This window comes from Pseudomonas mosselii (genome assembly GCF_005796105.1).
GTDB classification, from domain to species: domain Bacteria; phylum Pseudomonadota; class Gammaproteobacteria; order Pseudomonadales; family Pseudomonadaceae; genus Aquipseudomonas; species Aquipseudomonas mosselii_C.
In genome coordinates this window covers 15076-39137 of sequence record NZ_VAUO01000004.1, presented here as the reverse complement: position 1 = coordinate 39137, position 24062 = coordinate 15076, and the positions used below count along the sequence as shown (strand labels likewise).

Genomic DNA, 24062 nt, shown 5'->3' with positions numbered 1-24062 from the left:
GCCCCCATGGCCGATGCACTGCTGGATACCCCCTGCGTCACCCTTGGCGGTGAGCAGAAAACCCTCGGCGATTTCGCCGGCAAGGCGCTGTTGGTGGTCAATACCGCCAGCCAGTGCGGTTTCACGCCCCAGTACCAGGGCCTGGAGCGGCTGTGGCAGGACTACCAGAGTCGTGGCCTGGTAGTGCTGGGCTTTCCCTGCAATCAGTTCGGCAAGCAGGAGCCAGGCGATGCCCATGAGATCGCGCAGTTCTGCGAGTTGAACTTCGGCGTCAGCTTTCCACTTTTTCGCAAGGTCGAGGTCAATGGCGCCGAGGCCCACCCGCTGTTCGTCGAACTCAAGCGCCGCGCCCCAGGAGTGCTTGGCACGCAGAAAATCAAGTGGAACTTCACCAAGTTCCTGATCGACCCGGTCGGTGGCCAGGTCACCCGTTATGCCCCCACCACCAAGCCCCAGGCACTGGAAGGCGACATCGAACGGCTGCTCAACCGCTGAACGGTACCCAGTGGTCGATCAGCGCCAGTAGCTCTTCGCGGCGAAACGGCTTGGCCAGGTAGTCGTCCATGCCCGCGGCGCGGCAGCGCTCGCGCTCCTCGGGCATGGCATTGGCGGTCAGGGCGATGATCGGCAATTCCGGCCAGCGCCCGCTCTGACGAATGCGCCGGCTGGCCTCGTAGCCGTCCATCACCGGCATGTTGCAGTCCATCAGCACCAAGTCGAAGGCTGCCTGCTCCAGACAGTCCAGGGCCTCGGCGCCCTGCGCGGCCACTTCGACCTGACATCCGAGCTTGCTCAGCATGCCTTTGGCCACCAGTTGATTCACCGGGTTGTCCTCCACCAGCAGAATCCGCGCGCGCCGTTCCTGCCCCAGCGGGATCTCGTGCGGCAGCGGCGCGTTAGGCTCGCCTAGCAGGGTGCGGCGTAACGTCTGGTAGAGGGCGTTGCGGGCCAGTGGCCGGGCCATCTGGTGCAGCGGCGCCAATTGGTGGGCCTGCTCACCGGGCAGGAAGTTGCCATAAGCGGTCACCAGCAGAATCGGTGCCTTGATCCCCGGGCGCAAATCCAGCACGCGGTTCAGATCGTCGGTGATCAACAAGTCGACCTCGGTGTGCGCCAACGGCATGGCATCGTCGACATGGCGGTAATCCAGGCCCCAGCATGGCAGCAGCGTTTGCAGCAGTTCGGCCAGGCCGCTCGCGCGGTTACCCAGCGCCACCACCCGGCCGCTCAGTGCTGTCGGTGGGATTGCTTCAGTGTGTGCGAGCAGTGGCAGGTCGGCGCTGAAGCGACTGCCAAAGCCGGTTTCGGAGTGGATATACAAGTGCCCCTGCATGGCCATGCACAGGTTGCGCGTCAGTGCCAGGCCCAGGCCAGTACCACCGTACTGGCGGGTGATCCCGGCGCCAGCCTGGGTGAACGGCTGGAAGATACGCGCCTGGGCTTCTTCGGGGATGCCGATGCCGGTGTCGCTGACCTCCAGGCGCACACCGCCGACGATTTGCGTCAGGCGCACATCCACCCGCCCGAAACGTGTGAACTTGAGGGCGTTGGACAGCAGGTTGCTGACGATCTGGCGCACCCGCGTGGGGTCGCCCAGCACCGTGCTGGGAAAGTCCGGGGCGATCAGGCAGGTCAGCTCGACGCTGGGGGCGGCGTTCTGGGAAAGCAAGTTGGCGGTGTCCTCGGCCATCGCCGCGAGGTCGAAGGGGATGCGTTCGAGTTCGAGTTGGCCAGCATCGAACTTGGACAGGTCGAGGATATCGTTGAGCAGGTCCACCAGCACCTTGCCCGAGTCGTGGGCGATCGACAGTTGCTGGCGCTGTTCGGGCGCCAGGCCGCTGTCCAGTGCCAGCGCGATCATGCCCAGCATGCCGTTGAGCGGGGTGCGGATTTCATGGCTCATGTTGGCCAGGAACGCCGCCCTGGCCTGGGCCATGTCCAGGGCACGCTGGCGCGCATCTTCCAGCTCCTGGTTGGACTGGCTCAGGCGGCTGTTGCTGGCCTTGAGTTCGTTGGTGCGGGCCGAGACGATGTCTTCGAGTTCGTTGAGGTATTGGGTGAGTCGGTTTTCGGCAGTGCGGCGTTGTTCGATCTCGGTGGCCATGCTCACGAACTGCTGGTTGGCGACCTTGACCAGCACGCCGATCTCATCGTTTTCATGACCCTTGGGGCACTCCACGCGCGCCTGCCGGGGCGTACGGGTGTCGCTGCCACTCAGGGCGCCGATGACCGTGACCAGAGGCTTGGTCAGCATCAGGTAGAACAGCCCTAGCAGGATGCCGGTCAGCACCAGGCTGCGGGCGAAGCCGTTGACCAAGGTGATGCCGGCACGGTCGAGAAAGCGACCGCCGAAGGCGAAGGTGTCGACGTCCAGGTACAAAGTGCCGAGGTATTCCTCGGGCATGTGCGCCAGGTACAGGCGGTCCTGGAACTGGCGCCGTTCGCCGAACAGGAAGTCCGACAGTGGCCGGTAGCGGCTTTCCAGGCGAGCACGCTGCACGTCGGCCAGCACCGTGTCGTTGTTGTCGATCAAGCGGGCGCCGACCAGCGCCGGGGACTTGAGCAAACCACCGGTGAGTTCCTGGGCCAACTCGTCGTCGATGTTGTAGGCGATGCGCGAGGCCGTGTCATGGCTGATTTTCAGCAGCGCCTGAATTTCACGGTTGATGGACGCGTCTTCGCTGGCATAATCGATGCCGATCTGGATGAGACTCAGCAATGTTCCCAGAATGAAGCCGGCCATGACTGTCAACCGGGCTTGCTTGTATGACAGGCGATGGGTGAACTTGATATCCATGGGTTCCAGGCCGGTTACTTGCTCCGTGCGCTGCGCAAGCATAGCCGATCAGCCCTGGCTGCTGGTGGGTCTGTAGAACATTCAGCGGCGGCCTGTACGGCGCCTTCGTCGGCAAGCCTGTTTCCACCGCTGCACGCCTGTGGCAGCGCGCTTGCCCGCGAACTTGCGAACCCCCGAAACCCTACTTGCCAGGAGCCCCGATGGACGCTCGCCTCACTGCTTTTCTGGAACGTGCCGAATCCGTTCTCGCGCGTCTTGAACCCTTGTTGCCTGCGCAACGTCCGCATATCGACTGGTCGCAGACGCTGGCCGCGCGTTGGCAGCGCGATGGCCGCAGCGGCTACTTGCTGCCGCTGGAGGTCAGCCTGGACATGCGCCTGTCCGACCTGATCGGCGTGGACAAGCAGCGTGAGCAACTGGGTCGCAACACCCATCAGTTCATCAACGGTATGCCCGCCAACCATGCCCTGCTGTGGGGTTCGCGCGGCACCGGCAAATCGTCGCTGGTGCGTGCGCTGCTGGCCGAGCACGCCACAGCCGGCTTACGCCTGATCGAGATCGAGCGCGACCACCTGGCTGACCTGCCACGGGTGGTGGAGCAACTGCAACAGTTGCCGCAACGCTTCATCCTGTTCTGCGACGACCTGTCGTTCGAAGCCGGGGAGGGCGACTACCGGGTACTCAAGAGCGTGCTCGACGGCTCGCTGGAGCAGGCGCCGGACAACGTCCTGCTGTACGCCACTTCCAATCGCCGCCATTTGGTGCCGGAGAAGCAGAGCGACAACGAAAACTGGAAAATGATCGACGGTGAACTGCACCCCAACGAAGCGGTGGAGGACAAGATCGCCCTGTCCGACCGCTTTGGCCTGTGGTTGTCGTTCTACCCGTTCAGCCAGGCGCATTTCCTGGACGTGGTCGAACACTGGATCGGCCAGCTGGCGCGCCCGGCCGGGTTGAGTTGGGAACGTACCGAAGCACTCGAAATTCTCGCCGTGCGCTGGGCCACTGGCCGCGGCAACCGTAATGGCCGTTGTGCCTATCAGTTCGCCCGCTACTGGGTCGGGCTGCAATTGCTGGAGCAGAAATAAATGATCGACCTCAACGCCAGTGGCAAAGGCCTCGATGGCTACGACCTGCTGGCTGCGCAAGTGCAGGCGCTGTTTGCCGACGAGCGCGACTTCATTGCCAACGCCGCGCAGTTCTCGGCCTTCCTGTACAACCAGGTGGACGACCTGAACTGGGCCGGCTTCTACCTCAACCGCAACGAGGAGCTGGTCCTTGGCCCGTTCCAGGGCCAGGTGGCGTGTGTGCGCATCCCGTTCAGCAAGGGTGTGTGCGGCGCGGCGGCAGCCACCCGGCAGACCCAGCGGGTAGACGATGTACATGCCTTCCCTGGGCATATCGCCTGTGACAGTGCGTCCAATAGCGAACTGGTGATCCCGCTGGTCAAGCACGGGCGCCTGATTGGTGTGTTGGACTTGGACAGCCCCAAGCTTGCGCGCTTCAGCGCAGCCGACCAGGTTGGGTTGGAACGCCTGGCGGCCATCTTCCTTGAATTGAGCGATTGCTGAAATGAACAAGGGGCCTTGAACAGGCCCCTTGCTTTTGTTGCAACGCGGTCGATGTGACCTCAGTCGTAGATGACCCGCTTCTTCCAGGTTTCGTCTTCGTCGGTCTTCAGCCCTTCGGTGAGCGCGTTCTGCTCGTCGGCAGCCGGCTCCATCTGGTCCAGTACCTGGGCGTTGGAGCGTGCCAGCAGCTTTTCCATGTAGGTGAGCTGCTCTTCGTACTGCTTGGGCTCGGGCTGCTTGCGCAGGTACTGCACACCGCGTTCGAACGCCAGGCGCGCCTGGCCGGGCTGGTTCTGCTGCAAGGCTTGTTGGCCGAGGTTGTTGAAGAACTCGATGTGCAGCAGCACCAGAATGTGGCGAACTTCCTTGACCCAGTACTTGCCTTCGTTGGTGGCCAGGAAACCTTCCTGGGTGGCACGCACGATCTGGCTGTGCAGCAGTTCGAGCAAGAAACGCACATCCTTTGCCTTGACTTCGGTGTGGATGGGCGAGGGCGGATTGCCTACCGGGATCTTCTCGCCCAGGGCGATCAGGCCTTCGAGTTCGGCAATGCGTGTCTTGAGTGGCGTGTTGTGTTTGTCCAGGGCCAGTTGGCGCTGGTTGAGGTTCAGTTCCAGGCGGCTCAGCATCAGCTTGAGCGCTGGCGTCATGAACTGACCTGGGAAAGTTTCGGAGATTTCGCCGCAGCGGCGCAGGCGCTCAGCCAGCTCCACCTTGAGCCGGGCACGTTCGAGCTTGCCGTTCTCGACCACGTTGTTGAGGTAGCCGATCACGATCAGCAATGCGATACCCGCAACGATAAGCAGGGTGATCAGAAGTGGTGTCACCGTTAACGCCTCATCAAGAAGAAGTGTTGCATCTATACGTGAGTGTAGTGAGTTCGTCCGATGGCGAACAGTGCAGCCCGGCAGATGTGCCAAGTGTGCGAACCGAACCTGGCGGCAGCGGGTTCAACCGCGAACGATCGTTGTCCCTTGCTATCGGCCAACGCCAGGATTACTCAAGCTCATAGCGATTTGCCATGAGCTTGCCGACCTGGCGTCAAAATAGCAACGTCAAACCCTGGGCGCACCCGATGCAAGCGCCCAGGAAAACGGGAAGTCATTGATTTAAATAAATTTTGATAAAGGGCTTGACGGGTTGTCGAGGCATCCATAGAATGCGCGCCACTTGCAGCGTAAAGCACACAGCCAAACGCTTCAGGGAGTGAATGTTGTAGTGTGTCCCCTTCGTCTAGTGGCCTAGGACACCGCCCTTTCACGGCGGTAACAGGGGTTCGAGTCCCCTAGGGGACGCCAATGCGGGAATAGCTCAGTTGGTAGAGCACGACCTTGCCAAGGTCGGGGTCGCGAGTTCGAGTCTCGTTTCCCGCTCCAGTTTCTCCGGCACTGCTTCGGCAGGGCAGGAAAAGAAAATCCAGGCTGAATCGTGAGGTTCATCACCTGGTACGCTGAAAAGCGTCGGCTTAGTCCCCTTCGTCTAGTGGCCTAGGACACCGCCCTTTCACGGCGGTAACAGGGGTTCGAGTCCCCTAGGGGACGTCACATTGCGGGAATAGCTCAGTTGGTAGAGCACGACCTTGCCAAGGTCGGGGTCGCGAGTTCGAGTCTCGTTTCCCGCTCCAGTTCAAAGCACAGCGCCGTGGCGGTGTGTAGGTGGTGAAAGGCTTCAAGCGTTTCACGCCAAATGCGGTAAAGCTTCACTTTGCGGGAATAGCTCAGTTGGTAGAGCACGACCTTGCCAAGGTCGGGGTCGCGAGTTCGAGTCTCGTTTCCCGCTCCAAACATCGAAACGAAAAAAGAGACGAAAGTCTCTTTTTTCGTTTCTGCCGTTGTCGAAAAACACCCAAGAGCCCTGGATGTGCCACCTGGCACCCAGGGCTTTAGCGTTTTCAGCGGTAGCTGATGGTGAAGTCCAGCGCACCTTCGGCCAGTCCAGGCGTCACCTTGGCCTCCATCTGGTAGTAGCGGGCCTTGAAGTCCAGGCGGGTCACGCCGATCGACAGCGCGGTGACCGGCTCGTCCTGTTGCAGTGGCATCGGGGTGTTGTCGCTGCGCAGCAACTGGATGGCGATGCCAGCGGCAGAGGAGTTGCTGCTCAGGCCGAACACGCCCAGGCCTGGTAGCAGCGGTACCGAACCGCGGGCACCTTCCAGGCGCACGAAGGCGCGGGCGATGCTGCCGGCCGAATCGTCCTCGCAATCGCTGAGGGTGATATGGAAGTCCGTGGCTGCCGTGGTGCTGCCCACCCCGGTGAAATCCTTCACCTCATGAGTGCCCAGTTGCACCGGATCGGCGCTGACTGCGTCGGCCTTCAGGGTGCACTGCGCCTGCTGCACGCCGCCGCTCACATGAATATCCAGCGCGCTGCCCAGGTCGGTGATCTGGCTGCGCGCCATCTGTTTGCCGAAACGCTGTAGCCCGGCGGGGATCGGCCCCGTCTTGATCAGCGTGTAGCTGGCGATCAAGGTGCTGGCGGTGTTGATCTGGATCGGCGTGGCGCCGACTTCGCGTGCGTGGTCGCCGTCGTAGGGAATGGCGACATCGTTCTTCGGGGTGAAGGCATTACTGGCGCCACCGGTGAAGGGGAAGCCCAGGCGAATGTACAGGCCCACCCCTGGAATGCCGGTGTCGAGGACCTTGCCATCGACGTTCCAGCTGTTGACCGGTGGTAGCGGGTTGGGGTGCACAGGAACCGCCGGGGAGGCCTGGAAGGTGAGCGTGCCGCTGCCGTCGTTGTCGCAGCGGATCTGGCGCCCTTGCGCCTCGGCCGCCGTCAGGTTGCGGATCTGGCCGATCATGCTGCCGACAGGAGCATCCCGGGCCACCCAGGTATTGCCAAGGTCGATGTCATAGCGCAGCGGGCCAGGGGTGGTGAGCCAGGCGCAATGCGGGATGGCGTGGGCGCCGCTGGACAGCGCGAGTAGGCTGAGTGCCGCGTAGAGGTGCTTGAGGGTGGACATGCGTAAATCCGTATAGCGAGGCGCCATCACTGGCACCTTCGGGTTCAGGTGGTCGGGCAAGTGAGGGTCTGCAGGTGGTAGCCCTGGCGCTGTTGCATCTGTGTTGGGTCGATCGCCAGCCGGCAGTGTTGCTGGCCTTGCTTGCCCCAGCGCACGCCCAGGGTTTGCGCCTGCGGGCCGGTGGCAATCAGTGCCTGGCCGCCCTGGCCGACGATGGCCACGACATTGCCCTGTTCGTCGCTGACTTGGCTGCCGAACGGCAGCGGCTGGCCGGCGTCGTGCTGCAAGGTGAGGATCAGGCGGGTAACCTGGCGCGCAGCGAAGGTGGCCTTGACGATGGCCCCGCGTCGCGGCACCACGGCCTGCGAGCCGTTGTCCAGTTCGATGTCCGGCCCTAGCTGTTCGGTGCGCAGGTTCAGTGAGTTGACCCGGTAGGGGCGCAGGTGCGGCGCCACGGCGTAGCCGCTGGCATTGGTGCGCGCGCCGGGGGCGTTTTCCACGCCGATGCCGGGGATGTCCGGCACCTGGATCAAGGCACTGGTCTCGCCGAGATAGGGCGTCAGGGTGATGCCGCCGGCGTGGGCCAGCAGGGCGCCGCTGGCGTTCACCGACAGGTTGCGTTGGTCGCGGCTTTCGCTGATGCCGGCACCATAGTTGGCGTGGGCGGTCTGGTAGCTGGCCGACAGTTCCAGGCTGTTGCGTTGTTGCTCGTCGCGGCTGAGCGCGGCGCGGTAGCCCAGGCGGTTGTCCAGGTCGCTGCCGCTGAGGCTGGCACGCTGGATGTGGCGCCCGCCCTGGGTTTGCATGTCGAAGCTGGCGCTGCTGCTGTTGCCCAGCCCCAGCGGGATCGTCACGCTCACGCCGAGCATGCGGTCGCTGAGGTTGTTGCGCCCAAGTGACTGCGAGGCGAACAGGTTGTAGCCGATGTCTCGGTACTGGGTGTTGAACTGGAACTGGTACTGGCGGCGCTGGCGGTCGCTGTTCCAGTAGTCGTCCTGGGTCAGGCTCAGGCTCAGCGAGCTGCGCAGGCCCAGTTGCTGATGCACCGAGGCCTCCAGGCGGCTGCGGCGGTTGCCCATGTAGTACTGGTCGGCGTTGCGTTGGGCCACGGCTTCGTCGAAGTCGCGGTAGCCTTCGGTGGAGTAGCGGTAGCCGGCGAAGCGCAGGTTGGTGCGGGTCTGGAAGGCCTTGCCGTAGCGGATGGCATAGCTCTGTCCGCTGACGCTGCCAAGGTCGCGGCCCAGGTCGCTGCTGGCGTGGGTGAGGTCGAGTGACACGGCGCCGTACTGGCCGAAGTCGCGACCCGCGCCGAGCAGCCCGGCGCGGTAGTAGTCGCCGCCGAGCATGCCGCCATACAGGGTGGTGTTCCAGTCGATGCCGCGGGCCAGGGTGGCCTGCCAGAGTTTCGGCTGGTCGCTGTCGCCGACCGGGTTGTAGCGGCCCAGCGCTGCGGTGTAGCGCCATACGCCTTGGCGCAGCAGGTTGCCGATGCTCGAATACGGCTGGATGAAGCGCCGCACCTGGCCATCGGCCTCGGTTAGCACCACCTCCAGCTCGCCGCTGCCGCCGCCGACGCCCAGGTCGTCGATTTCGTAGGGGCCGGCGGCGACGTAAGTGCTGTAGATCGGGTAGCCGTTGTGCAGTACCTCGAGCTTTGCCCGGCTCTGCGCCACGCCACGGATCACCGGGGCATAGCTTTGCAGCACGTCGGGCAGCATGCCCAGGTCCGAGGCCAGTTGCACGCCCTTGAATGGCAGGCTGCGAAACACTTCGCCGTTGCTGAAGGTCTCGCCTAGGGTCAGGGTGCCCCAGGTGCCAGGCAGGTCGGTCTGGGCATAGGTGTTGCTGCGGTTCCAGTGGCGGCGGCCGTGTTCATCCTCGCGCAGGCTCTGGTTGCTGCGCAGGCGCCAGCCGCCGAGGTTGACCCCGCTGTTCAGGTACAGGTCCTGCTGGCTGCGGCTCTGCCCGCCACGGCGGCTGCTGTGCTGGGCCGAGGCCTGGTAGCTGACGAAGGCTGCATTGATACCGCTGTCCCAGCGTTCGGGGGCGACGCTGCCGGCCACGTCGCGGCGCAGCGCTGCCTGGGGGATGGCGATGTCCAGTTGCAGGCTGGCACTGTCGAACTTCACGTCGGCGCCGGGTAGCTGGGCGGCCAGGTCAATGCACGCGGTATCGGGGTCGACAGTGGCTTCCAGGCGCTCCAGGCGCAACCCAAGCTCCGCCAGCAGGGCCGGGCTCAAGCAGGGGGCAAGCCCCAGGCCCGGCCCTTTTTCGTAGAAGTCGAGGGTGTGCTCGCCGTTGTGGGCCAGGTTCACCCGTACCTGTACCGGGTAGCGCCCGGCGGCCAGCGACTGTTGTTCGGCCAACGCCTGCAAGGCCAGTTCGGCGCTACCCGGCGGCTGGCCGGGGGCCTGGCGCATGAAACCGGAATGGAACTTCAGCCTAGGCTCTTCGGCCTGGGCCACCTGGCCAGCGGGCAGCAGGCAACTGCCGCCTAGGGCCAGCAGCGGTGCAAAACGAAGGGGTGACGGCGGGTGCCGACGCCGGTTGGCGTGACGCATGAAGGGGTCTCGGATATGTGAGGTAGGTCGCTGGGTTGTGGACTTTCGTCCACGCCTTGGCGGGCTGAGCGTGGAGAGGAAGGTTAGGGAGGAGGGAGGAAAGGGTATGTAGGCGTGATCTGACGAATTAGGCGACTAAGTCAGAGGAGTGAACCTCTCGTGTCAGGAGAGGTTCACTCGAAGGGCTCAGCCGTTAGACGACTTTAAAGCTTTCTTTTCAACATCCATGGACTCTACTTGCACCATGCCGCCGCTTGGGGCAGATACCCACCGATTTGCGCTTGCTGTGGGCCTGGTGGGGGGTAATGGCGAACTTGGTGGTGTGGGTGTAGGGCTCTTTTCGTCGACAAAGATCGGATTATTTCTTACCCCACCGACCCCGCTTGGCGCGTCAACACCCGCCCTGCCTTGCGCGCCCTGCACTCCCGGTTCTCCTTGTGGTCCTTGTGGTCCTTGTGGTCCCTGAGGTCCCTCAGGCCCACGAGCCCCTCGCTGAGGTGGCCGTTGTTCTAGCTGCGTAACCCTGGTTTCAAGCCCCTTCATTGCCTCCGACTGGCTCGCACCCGCTACGTTCTTCGCCGCCGCCGCCTGAAGCGCCGCCTTCGCCGAGAACATCTGCGATGCTGCCAAACCGGTCATGATCGTGCCCAGGAAACTGACCGCCCCGCCAATGGCCCAAAGCGTATTGGCTTTTTCCGGATCCTTCTCGAGCACAGATGCGACCTGGACTGCGGTACCGCCCAACTGCAGCAAGGAGCCGGTAACACCGACCACCATCCATACTTTGGTGGCTGCCGACAGCGCTGCGAAGGAGCCTGCGGCACCCACGGCGCCTATCGCGCCGGCCCCGAAGGTGACGATGGAGAGGAGCGCGGCAGCGATCGAGATACCCAGGGTGATCCACAGGCCGGTCTTGTTGGCTTTCTTGCGCCGCGTGCCCGCGGTCGCCGGCGGCGTGGTGGGCTGCCCTGCGTGCCCGGTCGGGTCGCGCCAGTTCACCGGGTCGCCCAGGCAATATTGGTAGGGGTTGATGCCGGCAGTCTCCTGGGGCATCGAGTCCGGGCTGTGGAAGCGCATCAACTCGGGGTTGTAGGCGCGGTAGCCGCGGCCCAGCAGGTACCAGCCCAGCGCCCGCTCGCGCGCCTCGCCATTGAATGCAAGCAGGCCCTGCAACTCTGGCGCTTGACCCGACTGGTCACGTCCGCCGTAGGCAGCGTAGCGGGCCTCGGTCAGGCTGCCCTGGCTCGTTTCGCCGAGCACGCTGTTGCTCATGTTGCTCAGCAGCAGGCGCGTGGCCCCAGCATCGCCTTTTTGTTGCAGGCCCAGCGGGCGCTCGCCGTCGTACAGGTACTGGGTGAGCAGGTTACCTTCGACGGTGCTGTGCAGGCGTTCGTTCTGGTAGCGGCGCAGGCTTTCCTGTGTCGCTGCGCCTTCGCGCACCCCTACCAGGTGGTCATGGCCATCGTAGCGGTAGCCGAACAGCGCCTGGCCCTTGGCATCGAGTACCTGTTTCAGGCGGCCATACTCGTCATACACCAGTTGGTTACCGGCCTCGTCGTTGAGCATGTTGCCGTCGTCGTCGTAGCTGAAATCGACGATTTTGGGCTGGTAGTCGTCGTGGGTGTGCGCTACCCGAGTCAGGCGCAAGCCTACGCAAGTGTAGGTGGCGGTATCGCGCGTGCCATCGGCGAACCAGGTCTTGCACTCGACCAGGTTGTCCAGCTCATCGAAGCTGAAGTCCTGCTCCTCGATGGCGCGGCCTTTCGCATTGCAGGGCAGGGCGGCGGGCTCGCCTTCGCACAGGTAGGCCTCCAGGCGGTTGCGCGCATCGTAGGTAAAGGTTTCGCTCAGTTGTTGCCTGCCATCGTGGGCCAGGCTGCGGCTATGCAGCAGGTCATCGTCGCGCCACACCTGGGTGATGGTCTGTTTGTCGAGCTCGACCGTGCCGTTAAAGCGCGTCAGGTGGCGGGTAATTTCGCGTCCGAGGCTGTCGTACAACTGCTCACAGACGAGGGCGTGCTGGCTGTCGAGGTCGCGGGTCTCGGTGCGCCACAGCCTGCCGTTGGCGTCGTAGGTGAAGTCCGCGCGCAGGTTGCCCTGGGTGGTCCAGGCCAGCCGGCCGTGGGTGTCATAACCATGCCGGGTTTGCTGCTGGTCGCTGTCGTCGCGCGCCAGTGGTCGGCCTTGCAGCGAGATGACGTGGTCGCAGACGTAGCGGTCGCCGCCGGCCGTGTCATCCCAGGTTTCCTTGAGCAGGTAGCCTTGGTCGGTGTACTGGTAGCTGCGCACGCCTGCCGGATTGACCGCGCTGGTGATCGCGGTGGTCTTGCTGTCGTAGGCGTAGGTGTTCGCAGTCTGGCCCTTGGCAGAGATGGTCTTGGGTTGGGTGGAGAGGCTGGTGTCGTAGGTGTAGTCGAACTCGCGCTTGGCGGCGGTGGTGCGCGTGCTCATCAGCATCTGCTCGCCGGTGTAGGTGTAGCTTTCCTCGCGCGGGCCGGCTAGCCGGATCATGCGTTCCAGGCCGTCGAACTCGCGCTCGCACACGGTAATGCCAGGGGCCGTGCCGGTTGTGTGCAGCGCCATGCGTTCGACCAGCTCGTTGCGGCTATGGCCGGCGAACGTGCGGCGCAGCACTGATTTGTCGGGGCGCTCGGTCTGCACCATGCGGCCATGGGCATCGTAGGCATGCAGGGTCCTGCGCAGCTCCTCGCGCCCGGATTCGGGGTCGCGCAGGCGCTGTTCTTCGCGCCGGCACTGGCCCAGGCCATCCTGGTAGTAGTCCTGGCGGCCAGCCAGCTTGCCGTCGCTGTCGAAGCGCTCCACCCGCACGGTCCTGTCGTTAAGGTCGCTGTGGGTCACGCTATGCTGCTGGCGCAGGGTCGGCTGTTCGGCCGAGGTCAGCCAGTTGGCATTGACGTCACCGAACTCGCCGAACGGCGAATAGGCGTTGTGCAGGCAAGTACCGTCGGCCTTTAGGGTCTGGCTGATTTCCTCCCAGGCGCCGTATACGTAGCGGGTGCTTACCGCCAGCTGGCCACCGCTGAACTGCGTGGCATGGTCGTAGTGGGTTTCCTCGATCACACGGCCCAGCGCATCGTGGCTGGCCTCGTACACTTTCTGTTCGTCAGTGGCGGCTTCGGTCTTGCGCCATTGCTCGATCAGGCGGTAGGCGCCGTCGTAGTACGAGCGGGTGGCCACGCCCTTGGCGTCGGTCACGGTAACGGTCGCTTGTTGACCGGCGCTTGCGACTAACTCATAGGCAAAGGTATGCACCGCGGCGTTCGGGGTGCCGTCGGCCAAGGTCTGCTTCACCACCCGTTGCAGGGCGTCGTACTCGTAAGCGGTGAAGTTGCCGTGCAGGTCCTGTTGGCGCAGCACGTCGCCGGTCAGGCTCGAATGCAGGCTGAGCAGGTTTTTCTGCTGACCCTTGCAGGTAACGGTTTCCCTGACCTCCAACGGCGCGGCGGCGTGCTTGCGCGTTGCGTTGGGGTAGCGCCACTGCGTGGTGATGCCTTCGCTGGCCAGCAGGCCGTCGGCTTGCGGGTTGTACAGGGTTTTCTGCTCGTGTTCCTGACGCCCATGCAAGGTCGGTTTGTCAGGTTGGTTCAGGTAGCTGCGTTCGGTCAGCTCAAGGACGAGCGCCTCACCCCCTTCGCCTTGCTCCAGTCTTTCACTGCCGATCACCAGGTATTGGTCGGCCACCCTGGCCGAGCGGGTTGCGTCGGTGAGCGCACCGAACAGCTGGTAACGGAACACGCTGGACAGCACCACGGCGCCGGATTCAACGTTGCCAAGTGCGGGGATCGTTTCGGGCATGTCGTCGGGTAGCACGCCTGGCCCCAAATCGGCGGGGTAGATCGTGCGCCGCTTGGTACTGCGCACAAAACCGTGGGGGTCGGCAGGGCAGCCGGTGTGCCGGTCGTCGTCGTTGGCCTCACCCTCCTTGGGGTAATACTCACTGACCGTGTGAATGCCGTTGGGTTGCACCTCCAGCACCTGGTTGCCATGCTCGTCGAAGTCGGTGTAGGTGACCTGCTGGCGGAACTTGTTCGTGTCGCTTTGCATGCGCCAGCGTTCGATGGCGTACTTGGCCATCTGGAACTTGCGCGGTTGCAGGGCGAAGTCGAGATTCAGGTCTTCGTGGTAGACGGTCTCGGTTTCCTGGATGTGCCAGTCCTCGACCGGCTGCGCAGTGCGCGAGGCTTGCACCTCGGCCACCGGGCCGAGCTGTTCGGTGCGTTGCAGGACCAACAGGTGGTAGCGGTTGTAGCGGCTGAATACTTTGCGCACCACTTTGCCATCCAGGGCCTGGGTCTGCGTCGACTCATAGAAGTAGGTGCTGCTGCCGGGCACCTTGTAGAGCGTGTCTTCGCCAGGTGTCCACTTCAGGCTGCTGTTGCCGCCCATGAAGTTGTTGGCCGAGTAGGTGTACTCGGTGAGCATGGTTGGTTGCTTGAAGCCAGGGTCTACCTCATGGCTCTTCACGCGAGGCAACCTGGCCAGCGGCGCACCGCTGGGCAGCAGGTGGCCAGCGTCGTCGTAGGCGAGGGTTTCGCGGCTGCCGGTTGGCGTGCGCACCTGCTTGAGGCAGGTCATGTTCTGGGTCGAGGCGTTGTTGAGGTACTCGAACTCCCAGTTCGCCTGGCCTTCGGGCAGTACCACAGAGGTCACTAGGCGATTAGTCAGTTTGACCGTGTAGGTGCTGAGCGCCGCGCCATCGGCACCGTTCTCGGGGTGCAGGTGCAGGTTGAACTGGCTGAGGCTTTGATACTCAACCCACAGCAAGCGTCTGCCGGTGGCATCCTGGATGCTGTCCAGGCAGGTATGGCTCAACTGCGCGGGCCTGGTATAGCTCAACTCGATCCAATGCCCGGAAGCGGCGTAAACCCGGTGCGGCAGGGCCACGCGCTGGCCGTTGCTGACCTGCACGCGCAGGTGCTCGATCAGGCCAGAGCGGTGTACTACCCGGTAGTTGTCGGCATCGTCCTTGTAGAACTCGAAACTCACGAGTTTCTGTTCGTCGATCCTGGCGGGTTTGGGGTCATCGTTGGTCACCCGATAGCTTTCCCCGGTAATCAGCGACAGGGTGTGGCTGGTCAGGTCGTACTGCGTGAGGTTGAGGCTCCAGCCCTTGCCGTAACCGCTGTCCTCGGTGGTGAGCGGGCTGAAATCCAGGCGCAGGGGCAGGGTGGGGCCGATCAGGTCGTTACCGGCGAGCTTCGGCAGTTCGATGCCGAGGGTGTACTGACCAGTGCGCGGGTCGACCTGTCCCTGCATGAAGCCCAGGAAGTTGAACGCATTGGAGTGGGTGCTTGAAGAGGCAATCATGGAAGCGTGCTCCGACTATGGCGATCAATTGGCGGGCGCGCGCAGCTTGGCGCACAGGTAACGGGTGTCGTTGTTCTCGTCGCCCTTGTGCGCCCTGCCGACCATGACCTGGCCTGCCGGGCAGGCATGTTCGCTGTTGGATTCCTTGATTGGAGCGCTCCAGCTGGCGGGCCATACCGTGACACGGTTCTTGGCTTCATTGGCACCTTGGTACAGCTCCGCGCACTGGTAGCGTGTGTCGCCGTTTTCATCGCCTTCGTGGCTTCGGCCGGTCATCACTTGGTCTGCGGGGCAACTGAAGTACAGGAACTGCGCATTGGCGTTGTCATACTTTTTTTCGGCGCAGGTTTTGTAGCTGTGCTTGTCCTCGTCGTAATCGGCCTTGAGGTTAATCCCGCACTCCGGGAACTTCGCCGACCATTGGGCATGCAGTACTTTGACGCCGGGAAGCGAGGCACATTTGTAGGCGGTATTGCCGTTTTCATCACCTTCATGCTTGCGTGCACTGATCATGCTGTCGGCGGGGCAAGTCCAGTCCACGCTTTGCGACTCTTTCACCGCTTCGTGCCAGTCGCTATTGACTACGGGTGTAAGGTATTCACCGCGTTTGGTGTTCTTGTTGGTGGAGCTGATGATCCGCACGCAGGACAGCGTGTAGGTCATACGATCGCTGCTGCCGCTGATCTTGAAATCTTCGACCTGTACGTCCTTGCTGATATTGCCCGAGGAGGGCGAAGCGTTGCTGGCAAAGCCCTTGAAGGTAAGCGCACTGATACTTTCTTCTTCCAATGTGGCACCGGCTGCACCGGTTCTGAGTTTGACCCAGAAGTTTTTATTGCTTTCGGGGTCACGCCTTACGTCATAACTGTCGTCCAGGGCGGTGTTGCAAAAATAATCGTCGGTCAGCAGTATCTGGGTGGCCGGTGGCATGTTCGACATTGAAATGGTCGATATGCGCAGTTCATAACAGGACGAGCTGGGATTGTTCAGGTTTTCATCGAAAGAACGCCCAGCGCCGGCGGGCGGAACTTTGATGGTACAAGTGGCGTAGTTATCGTTCTCGGGGTCCTCAATGTCGCCTTTCTTGCCATAAAGGGTAATCAGCCCGGCGTCTGTGTTGGGGCTCGCTGCTTGCGCCAGACTGCCTGCCAGGCAACTGATCAAGAACATGCCAAATAGGGCAGGTTGCAGTCTGCGTGAGGTGGGTGCAACGGGGTTAAATAGCATCTTGGTCTCTCCAGAAATACGCTGGGATCGCTTGGCGTTGTGTAACGCGGCGCGATAATTCATCAGGTTGAACATTGCAACCTGTCACGCTTGAGTAGTGCGTATCTGGAGGATAAAAGTACCGGTGGCTTTGCACACCTGACAGAATTGCTAGTCAGCAAAACATGCCTTGATTATTTAAATTTTCAATATGCCTTAGCGTACCAAGCCTCCACAACTGGTAAAAATATCAGGTGGCCTGGCACGGCGCGAATACAGGGGCAATCAAGGGAACCTATTATTTCTGTCAGTTGGCGGCTTACGGGTGGCGGCGTAAAAAAGTGCCAAACCCGTGGAGCTTCAGTACATGAAATCGACAAACCGACCAGATGGGCAAGCATGCGCTGCTGAACAGACAGGACCTACGCGCTTCCCGCTTCCTCATATTCCTGCATTGACCGCAAACGCCGAGATCGATGTGGACGCATTGGCTGGTGCCGATCTTGAAACCTATGTGAACTTTCCCGGCATCCAGGCCGGTGACGAAATCAAGGTGATCTGGCGTGGGTCGGACGAGCAGGGTGAACCCATCGACGATATTGATGCCGTTACCCCGGTGATCAACCCAGACCCAGACAATGGCGTGCTCGTGAAGATCGCCAACCGCTTGCTGACCGGCGCCTATGGCGGTTGGGTGTTCTACTCCTACCGCGTCAACGATGATCTGCCAACCGAATCGATGCGCCAATTCTGCTATGTCGGCTTGCGCAGCAGGCCGGCGCTTGAGGAGCAGCTAGCACCGGTGCAGGCGCTGGAGTCCCACGCGCTGGTCATCGACTACAGCGCGATGGCCACTGCAGGCGCCACCCTGTATATCCCGCCGTACCAGGCTATGCAGGTGGGCGACCAGGTGACCTTGCTGCTCAACGGCGAGGAGCAGGACGGTACCCCGATTCGGGAAAAAACCTACGATTGTTCACCCCAGGCGGGCGAGCTGGGCGCTGCGTTGGCATGCCAGGTGCGGCGTACCGACTGGCGCAACTTGGTGGATGGGAAGGCGGTGCTGCACTACACCGTGCTGCTCAAGGGGCAGGCCGATACGCTGCAATCGTCGGAACAGGTCTTCGCGGTGCAGGGAGAGCCCGCCAGCGAGCCGCTGCTGCCTGCCATGAGCATTGTGGGTTTTACCGGTGGGGACGTGCTGGACCCGGACGCTTTCGCCAATGGCCTAACCCTTCAAGCGCCTTGCCCGGCGGGCGTCGAGGCCGGTGACCTGGTGCTGTGCCATTGGACTGGCACTCAGCTGGACAACCGCCACACGCTAGCGCTGCGCTTGGATGCCAGTAGCCTGGCGGGTGGCTTGATGCAGTGGCAGATCGACCCCAAGGCGCTGGGCGCCAGTGTGGGTGACGAGGTGGTGTTGTTCTTCCAGATTGCCCGCGAAGGCTGGGCCATGAGCTCGGCGCCGCTTGTGTTCAAGGTCGAGCGCACCCGTGGGCCACGCCCGGCGCCGAGCGTCGAAAAAACCACGGCTGAGGGCGCGGGCAACGCGGTGGGTTCGGCGACCGATTTCAACGCCGGCGCCTGGGTCAATGTACCTGACAGTGCGGTGCAGCCGGACGATACGGTCAAGGTTCACTGGTTGGGCGACACAGAGGGTGGCCGCACCGTGGTGGAGGCTCCGGATGATCCGCACAGCCCGTTGCGCTTCAAGGTGCCTGCCGATTTCATCGCCGCCAACATGGAGCAGAGCAACGACGCATCAGCCAAGCGCTTCGCGGTGACCTACAGCGTGGCCACCAGCCAGGGTGAATGGGCTTCCGAGCCGTTGAACCTGCGGATCCATCCGGTTCCACGTAACGGCTACCAGCAGGTGCTCTGCGATGAAGCCGATGGACTGGGCAACTTGTCGCTCGGCGAGCTCACCGAAGACCCGCACCTTGTGCTCCACCAATGGCCGTTCATGGCGGTCGGCAACCAGGTCACGATCGCTGTGAGTGGTGTGGGTGAATACCAGAAAACCCTGCGTGACGCCGTTCCGGTGAGTGCTTCCGAGCTGTCCCAGAAAATGGTTGTGGCCAGAGTGCCGTTGCAAGACCTGAGAGGGTTGGCAGCCAACTCGCGAATGACCATGACCGCACGCATTAGTTTCGACGGCGGCAAAACTACGCATGCCGTACCCGACGCTTTCGTCTCCCTAAATAAATGACTGGCAAGCGCGTAGTGAAACTAGCCGATTTTGATGTAAGGCGCTTATTGATTGCTGTTATCTAATAAGCAAAACATCTCCCACGATTACGTTGTTATATGAAAGGATAATTATTATGGCCCGGCAAACGAAAAACCAATTTTTGCAAGAAATGGCAAAAAAACCGCAGACATTAGGCTGGGATGTCATACTGGCATTCGATCGCAATAAAACCAATTACCTGCTGTTGCAGGATTACATCTCCCGCTTCGGTGCGACCTCGTTGTTCCCGCCGGTCGACAGTTCGATCGATCCGGTAGCCGGGACTACTCATCAGTTGTTAGGCCTGCAGTTGGACAAGCCGCGGCTGTCGTTCGAGAACGCGGTGATCACCGAGTCGCGTGCCCGCTGCCTGATGCGCACGGTGGGCGGGAAAATCATCGAAACCACCCAACCTCAAGGCACCACGCGCAAAGAGGTCAAGCGCGTGGGTTTAGCCGATGGGCTGGTCGGGCCGATACTGACGATGACTATCAATCTCAGGAACGCGCCGGGTAGCGTCGGTTCGGCGGGGCAGGTCGAGCTCGACCTGGCGGGCAATGGTGCGACGGACTTCGAGATGTCCGGTGTGGATACACGCTTCGAGAGAGTCAAACTGGGTGAGCATCTCAAGGCGGAAATCGCCACATGGAGCGATTCTCAGAAAAAGTTCCAGCTGAGCGAACTTCGTCAGAACCCTGGGGATGCCCTGCAACCTGGCAAGTTCAGAGTGCTGACCCGCCCGGCGCGAGGAGCCACCCTGCGCACTGCCGAAGATTTTGGCGATGGCGAGGTACTTGTGATGATCGGGCTGGATGACCGTGAGGGGGCGCTGCCCCCAAGCGACACCTCGATTCCTTACATGCTGCCGCAGGGATATTCGAGCAATTTGATCATTTCGAATGCTCAATATGTTGACCGCTTGCTAATTCCTCAGCTCATGTCATTGCTCACTAGTTTGGGCGGAGAATTCAAAAAAGAACTAGACGGTCAATTTTTCAAATATGTATTTGAGGGCGGTACGCTGGTGATTAGTGACAGGTATTACACATACCGAATTGATGACAAGCCGTGGTCTTTTTCTTGCTGGCCGACGTATATGCCGTTTTCGGGAATGACGGTAAGGGTCATGGATAACACCGTAAAGCTGGTCTGGCAAGGTGAGTCTGATGTTATGTATGCGCAATCCGCGAAACTCAATATGGACAACCCCGACAACGGTAACGCCATATATGACGGGAACGTCGCGGCCACTTGGAATCTTGTCCAAGAATTTAAGGTGGTTGTGGTCGAAGATGCAGCCAGCGGCTTGCCACTCATCGAGATTCAGCCTGTCGCGGTAAAGCTTGAGTCCGGTGTTAGCGTAAAAAAATCCGGCGGCAATCCAAGGTGCAAGGCTGAGTTTGATAAACACACTTCGGAGCATTTCGAGAAGCATTGTTATGAACATTTGAAGTTTCTACAATCGCGATTCAAATCGCTTACCCAGACCATTGACGCCTTCCGCTTGAATGGTCTGTTGTTTCGAGACACGTCCGTGGTAGTGCCGAAAGAGATTGCGGTGCCAGGTGACTTGACGATATTGGGAGACATCGCGCCAAAGCTAACCGCTTACCAGTTATCCGATGCTGAAAAGGTAGTAGCGGCTGGCGGAACTCATCAGTTCTCCGTTCAACCCAGTGGCCTCGCGGTAACTTGGAAGGTAGAGGATCCATTGGACAGCGACCGTAAACGTGGTGTCAGCCCGGCAGCGGTGGGTTCGATCAGTGCAACAGGGCTTTATACGGCCCCCAGTTCCGCCGCTCTCGGTTCCAGCAAGCGGGTGATCGTCACGGCCAGCGCCACCGACGGTTCCTGGACTGGCAAGGCGCTGGTGCACCTGGTCGCGGCACCGGTATCTGTGTTCCCGCTGGTCAACGTGGTCAACCTGACTGGCGAAAACGATGAGGGTTACCTCGTTTGGGCCGCCTCCACCAACAAAAGCGCACTGACCTGGGAGATCACCGGCAATGCTGGCGGCAAGCTTGTCATTGCGGATGACCCTAATGTGCAAGATGCGCGGCGCTACCACGGCCCAGCGGTATTTCCGACTGGCGTCAGCGACCTGGATAGCGACCTGAATAGCGACCTGAATAAAGTGTTGCGAGTCGACCGCGTCAAGGTGTCGCAGGCCGATGGCACGGTCAGCACCTGCGAGATGATCCTGACCAAACCGCCCAAGCAGGATTACTACTTCACCCACAAATCGGTAGCCGACGGTATCCAGTTCAGCTTCTGGCTCACCCTGGACGGTGGCGAGGAACTTGAATTGCTTCCTGAAGATACCACGTGGGTGAAGGTCAGCGGGCATGGCAACCTCGACGCAAACGGCTTGTATACCTTCCCCACGGATTCCGTTGACCATTATGTAGTGGTGGCGGCAATCGACCGGGCGGGAGGCACGCGCAACTTGATGTGGAACTACACCATTCTGCCTCTTCCCCTCATGCAGACTTCAAACGAGCAGGTTCGGCCATGAACGATCACTCGGTACAGATGCAGGCACAGCGCCTGCGTAACGAAGAACTGCTGAAGGGTTGGGGGGCTGCACTGGCCATCGGTCGCAAGGCATTGAACCTCACCTTGCAGGACAAATTCCTCGAAGGGCTGGGCAGCCTCACGTACCTGGAGCCGTTCACTGAGACCTTCTCCATCAACGAGGGTAATTCCCAGTTGATCCAGATTGAGGGCCTGGTGCTTGGCGCGACACAAGTGTCCTTCGAGCGATCTGTCTCCACCGATCGGCTGGTCACGCTGCGCATGTCGCTGCTGGCCGCCGACTATCGTTACCTGCTGCATTTGCCCGGTGAGCCGCAACGGTTCCATCGCAGCCTGAGCGTGCGCGAGTCAATGGACTTCACGCTGGAGGCGCGCGGCCGACTGAGCGTACACACCGACCTGGTGTCACGGCAAATTCAAGTGCTGCTCGACGTAGGGCAGGCCACGGATTTCAGTTGCAACCTGGGTGAAACCGCCTATGAACGAGCCAAGATTGGCGAGCGCCTACAGCAGTGGTTGGCGAAGCAACCCGATGAACGACGCGTATTGCGCTTGGCGACCATCGACCTGCGCGACTACCGGCCGATGACCTCGAAGTCCGTGATGGCTATCACGCAACCGGCGCCTTGGGCGGGCGAGCAAGGCCGCGAGGGCGACGGTGCGCTGGTGCTGTTCATGCAGCTGGGCGTGGATTTTGAGCCTGGTGGCCTGCCAGGTGCTCGCTATCCCTATCTGTTGTCCAAGGATGATGATGTCGATGCCGCCCTGGTGGTGCAGAAGGATCTGCAGGAACTGGCACTGGGTACCCCAGAGCAGGTGCTCGAATCATTGTCCCAGGGCAGCAAGCGCAAGATCCGCCTGCTTGCAAGCGCCGAGCAGTTGAGTTTTGGTACGTTGCAGGCGGGGCCGCTCACCCGTGAGATCGCCCCGGCGGTTACCACCTTGGTAGCTGCCGAGCAATGCCAGTTCAAGATGTCCGGTGGCAGTGGTGCCGTCGCTTGGGACGCCCGTAACTTGTTCCGTCCGTTAGCGACGGGCCAGATGACAACGGGGCTCTACAGTACGCGGGAGCGCCAGGATTTCGCCAAGTCGACGCAACTGGTGCTGGTAACCGCCCATGCGCAAAATGATCCACAATCCCACACCGCATCGGCATTGGTGGTCGAGCACGACCAACCCTTGGTCATCGCACCGCAAACGGCCGTTTGGTCGCTTGACAACCCTCCGATCGAGTTCGTGGCAGCGGGCGGCAGCGGTATCACCTGGAGTCTGGAAGGGGAAAAACTTGGCACGCTGACCACTGCCGGTAACCGGGCAACGTTCACGCCAGACAAGCCCAGCGGCCAGGTTGCGCCAGTCCAGCTCCAGCGCGTGCGTGTCCATTACAACGACAAGGGGCGTGCGCAGGACACCGAGGCGTGTGTGATCATCGTTAACCGGCCTGCATCGCTGGACATTGAACCGGCCTTCGTGGCACGCCACCAAACCTTTGGACAGGTCCAGTTCCGCGTGCCGGAAGACTGGCGACAGGCGTTGCTCGACATCGGCCAGGAACCGCCGCAGCACCTGCAACGCAGCGACTATGCCTGGGAAGTCGTTGGCGACGGTGAAATCTCGGCGGATGGGCTATATACGCCGCCTGGGGTTGCACAATCGTCGGTCAGTGTCGTCAGACTGGTGCTGTTGGGCAGGGTGTCCGGCTACGCCGTCATCGAGCACGGCCAGCGCACCGGCATGCGAGCGCTGGCCGTTACCGACTGGAATGATCTGGACCACTTCTACGTCAAGGCCATCACTGCGCCGCAGTGCTACGCCAATGGCATGCAGCAGATTCAAGTCCAGGTAGATATCCAGACCAGGGACCCAGGCGACGGTAGCCACGCCCCGATCAGCGACGACGAATTGCAGTCGCTCAAGTTCTACACCGTCAATGGCAGCGAACTCCCTGTGGTGGAGGTCGGTATCGAACCGCCAGCGGCGGGTACGCCGGGCACGTGGGTCATGAATCGCGCGCACAACCCCCTGCTGGAAATGCGCCCGGGCCAGGGCAACCCCGCGCCCGCCCGCGCGCTCCCTGGACAGACGATTGCGAACTACTGGTTGCAGACCACCTCGACGGTGCCGGTCGAGGTCTATGCCATGTTCAAGCAGTCTGGCCTGGGGGGACGCTGGTTCAATTCCGAGGTGGTCAGTCAGCAGAACGGCAAGGTGGCGTTGCAGGGTATGACGCTGCCGACCTTCGACGCCTCCAGGGATTACCCGTGGGACGAGCAGGACAAGCGGGTACGCCAGGAAGGCAAGGTGGTCGGAAACGATACCTTCGGCTACATGACGCTTACCGTCGACTACTGGAAGCTCACACACGTCATGTCGGAAGGGCGGCGAATCCCGTTCGTGGCGATCGATGTGGAGCCGAATGACAACAAGTCGGTCATGCGCTGGGCATCGGATGAATACGAAGATGTGCAGTGCAGCTACAGCGGTTTCATGATCGGTGGCGAATCGGACCAGATGATCTACGACGGTGCATTGGTGCGCATGGCCGGCAAGCGTGGGTTGACGTTAGAGGCGCTCGATCCCAACCGCCGTCCGGCTACAGGTGAGCTGCTACTGAGCCTGAACCGGGTAAATGACTTCCGCCAGCGCTTCGAGCAACCGGACGACCCGGACATTCTCACCGACGAGGAGGAAGCCGAGCGCGAGCACCTGCTGCGCGCCTTCAGGTTCCGCCTGCTCGACCAGCAGGGTAACCGGCACGACCTGCAAATCACTTATGCCGGTGTTGGACGGGAGGGGCGTAATAGCTTCTTCCTGTCCAAGCCACCCGCACGCCACTGACCTCAGCCGCGATGCCTTGCTTGGGCAAGGCATC

General features: G+C 61.7%; 12 protein-coding genes and 5 tRNA genes. 11 read left to right on the top strand and 6 right to left on the bottom strand.

Annotation, left to right across the window (positions count from 1 at the left end):
• The first annotated feature begins 6 nt into the window (after window positions 1-6).
• Window positions 7-495 (top strand): glutathione peroxidase, encoded by a 489-nt coding sequence (locus tag FEM01_RS10865; RefSeq protein ID WP_138219440.1) that lies wholly within the window; start codon window positions 7-9, stop codon window positions 493-495.
• On the opposite strand, the gene FEM01_RS10860 is transcribed toward FEM01_RS10865, so the two are convergent.
• A complete protein-coding gene (locus tag FEM01_RS10860; RefSeq protein WP_138219439.1) occupies window positions 485-2839 on the bottom strand; it encodes a hybrid sensor histidine kinase/response regulator in 2355 nt (784 codons plus the stop codon). The two genes, FEM01_RS10865 and FEM01_RS10860, sit on opposite strands and share 11 nt — an antisense overlap.
• Window positions 2840-2997: 158 nt before the next feature.
• On the opposite strand from FEM01_RS10860, the gene FEM01_RS10855 reads away from it, so the two are divergent.
• Together FEM01_RS10855 and FEM01_RS10850 are read left to right on the top strand one after the other, a co-directional pair.
• Complete coding sequence (locus tag FEM01_RS10855; protein WP_138219438.1) at window positions 2998-3885, top strand: ATP-binding protein; 888 nt, start codon at window positions 2998-3000, stop codon at window positions 3883-3885.
• Window positions 3886-4368, top strand: coding sequence for a GAF domain-containing protein (locus FEM01_RS10850; RefSeq protein WP_138219437.1), 483 nt, complete (start codon window positions 3886-3888; stop codon window positions 4366-4368). It begins immediately after the preceding gene.
• 59 nt (window positions 4369-4427) lie between these two features.
• Here the strand turns inward: FEM01_RS10850 and FEM01_RS10845 are convergent, their stop codons facing one another.
• The gene (locus FEM01_RS10845; RefSeq protein WP_138219436.1) at window positions 4428-5195 is read right to left on the bottom strand and encodes a hypothetical protein; all 768 of its coding nucleotides are present in this window, start codon (window positions 5193-5195) and stop codon (window positions 4428-4430) included.
• 395 nt (window positions 5196-5590) lie between these two features.
• Here FEM01_RS10845 and FEM01_RS10840 point away from each other — a divergent pair.
• The 5 genes from FEM01_RS10840 (at window position 5591) to FEM01_RS10820 (ending at window position 6150) form a co-directional block, all read left to right on the top strand.
• Window positions 5591-5666 (top strand) — tRNA-Glu (locus FEM01_RS10840).
• A gap of 2 nt (window positions 5667-5668) precedes the next feature.
• Window positions 5669-5744 (top strand) — tRNA-Gly (locus FEM01_RS10835).
• A 92-nt stretch (window positions 5745-5836) separates the two neighbouring features.
• Window positions 5837-5909 (top strand) — tRNA-Glu (locus FEM01_RS10830).
• 7 nt (window positions 5910-5916) lie between these two features.
• A tRNA-Gly gene (locus tag FEM01_RS10825) sits at window positions 5917-5992 on the top strand.
• A gap of 82 nt (window positions 5993-6074) precedes the next feature.
• Window positions 6075-6150, top strand: a tRNA-Gly gene (locus tag FEM01_RS10820).
• A gap of 109 nt (window positions 6151-6259) precedes the next feature.
• Here the strand turns inward: FEM01_RS10820 and FEM01_RS10815 are convergent.
• The 4 genes from FEM01_RS10815 to FEM01_RS10800 all read right to left on the bottom strand — a co-directional run bounded on the left by FEM01_RS10815 (window position 6260) and on the right by FEM01_RS10800 (window position 16521).
• A complete protein-coding gene (locus tag FEM01_RS10815; protein ID WP_138219435.1) occupies window positions 6260-7330 on the bottom strand; it encodes a fimbrial protein in 1071 nt (356 codons plus the stop codon).
• A gap of 44 nt (window positions 7331-7374) precedes the next feature.
• A complete protein-coding gene (locus FEM01_RS10810; protein ID WP_138219434.1) occupies window positions 7375-9891 on the bottom strand; it encodes a fimbria/pilus outer membrane usher protein in 2517 nt (838 codons plus the stop codon).
• 186 nt (window positions 9892-10077) lie between these two features.
• Complete coding sequence (locus tag FEM01_RS10805; RefSeq protein ID WP_138219433.1) at window positions 10078-15219, bottom strand: RHS repeat-associated core domain-containing protein; 5142 nt, start codon at window positions 15217-15219, stop codon at window positions 10078-10080.
• A 24-nt stretch (window positions 15220-15243) separates the two neighbouring features.
• On the bottom strand, window positions 15244-16521 hold the full coding sequence (locus FEM01_RS10800) for a hypothetical protein (protein WP_138219432.1): 1278 nt from the start codon (window positions 16519-16521) through the stop codon (window positions 15244-15246).
• A 382-nt stretch (window positions 16522-16903) separates the two neighbouring features.
• Between FEM01_RS10800 and FEM01_RS10795 the strand changes: the two genes are divergently transcribed.
• The 3 genes from FEM01_RS10795 to FEM01_RS24160 all read left to right on the top strand — a co-directional run bounded on the left by FEM01_RS10795 (window position 16904) and on the right by FEM01_RS24160 (window position 24028).
• Window positions 16904-18634, top strand: coding sequence for a hypothetical protein (locus FEM01_RS10795; protein ID WP_138219431.1), 1731 nt, complete (start codon window positions 16904-16906; stop codon window positions 18632-18634).
• Between the two features lie 115 nt (window positions 18635-18749).
• On the top strand, window positions 18750-21170 hold the full coding sequence (locus tag FEM01_RS10790; protein ID WP_138219430.1) for an Ig-like domain-containing protein: 2421 nt from the start codon (window positions 18750-18752) through the stop codon (window positions 21168-21170).
• The gene (locus FEM01_RS24160) at window positions 21167-24028 is read left to right on the top strand and encodes a hypothetical protein (protein WP_171030939.1); all 2862 of its coding nucleotides are present in this window, start codon (window positions 21167-21169) and stop codon (window positions 24026-24028) included. The genes FEM01_RS10790 and FEM01_RS24160 overlap by 4 nt, the downstream gene beginning before the upstream one ends.
• Window positions 24029-24062 lie beyond the last annotated feature (34 nt).

Bases quoted from the DNA above. Each gene is read 5' to 3' on its own strand.
- FEM01_RS10865 (WP_138219440.1), top strand. From the start codon at position 7: ATGGCCGATGCACTGCTGGATACCCCCTGCGTCACCCTTGGCGGTGAG.
- FEM01_RS10860 (WP_138219439.1), bottom strand. From the start codon at position 2,839: ATGCTTGCGCAGCGCACGGAGCAAGTAACCGGCCTGGAACCCATGGAT.
- FEM01_RS10855 (WP_138219438.1), top strand. From the start codon at position 2,998: ATGGACGCTCGCCTCACTGCTTTTCTGGAACGTGCCGAATCCGTTCTC.
- FEM01_RS10850 (WP_138219437.1), top strand. From the start codon at position 3,886: ATGATCGACCTCAACGCCAGTGGCAAAGGCCTCGATGGCTACGACCTG.
- FEM01_RS10815 (WP_138219435.1), bottom strand. From the start codon at position 7,330: ATGTCCACCCTCAAGCACCTCTACGCGGCACTCAGCCTACTCGCGCTG.
- FEM01_RS10810 (WP_138219434.1), bottom strand. From the start codon at position 9,891: ATGCGTCACGCCAACCGGCGTCGGCACCCGCCGTCACCCCTTCGTTTT.
- FEM01_RS10805 (WP_138219433.1), bottom strand. From the start codon at position 15,219: ATGATTGCCTCTTCAAGCACCCACTCCAATGCGTTCAACTTCCTGGGC.
- FEM01_RS10800 (WP_138219432.1), bottom strand. From the start codon at position 16,521: ATGTTCAACCTGATGAATTATCGCGCCGCGTTACACAACGCCAAGCGA.
- FEM01_RS10790 (WP_138219430.1), top strand. From the start codon at position 18,750: ATGGCCCGGCAAACGAAAAACCAATTTTTGCAAGAAATGGCAAAAAAA.
- FEM01_RS24160 (WP_171030939.1), top strand. From the start codon at position 21,167: ATGAACGATCACTCGGTACAGATGCAGGCACAGCGCCTGCGTAACGAA.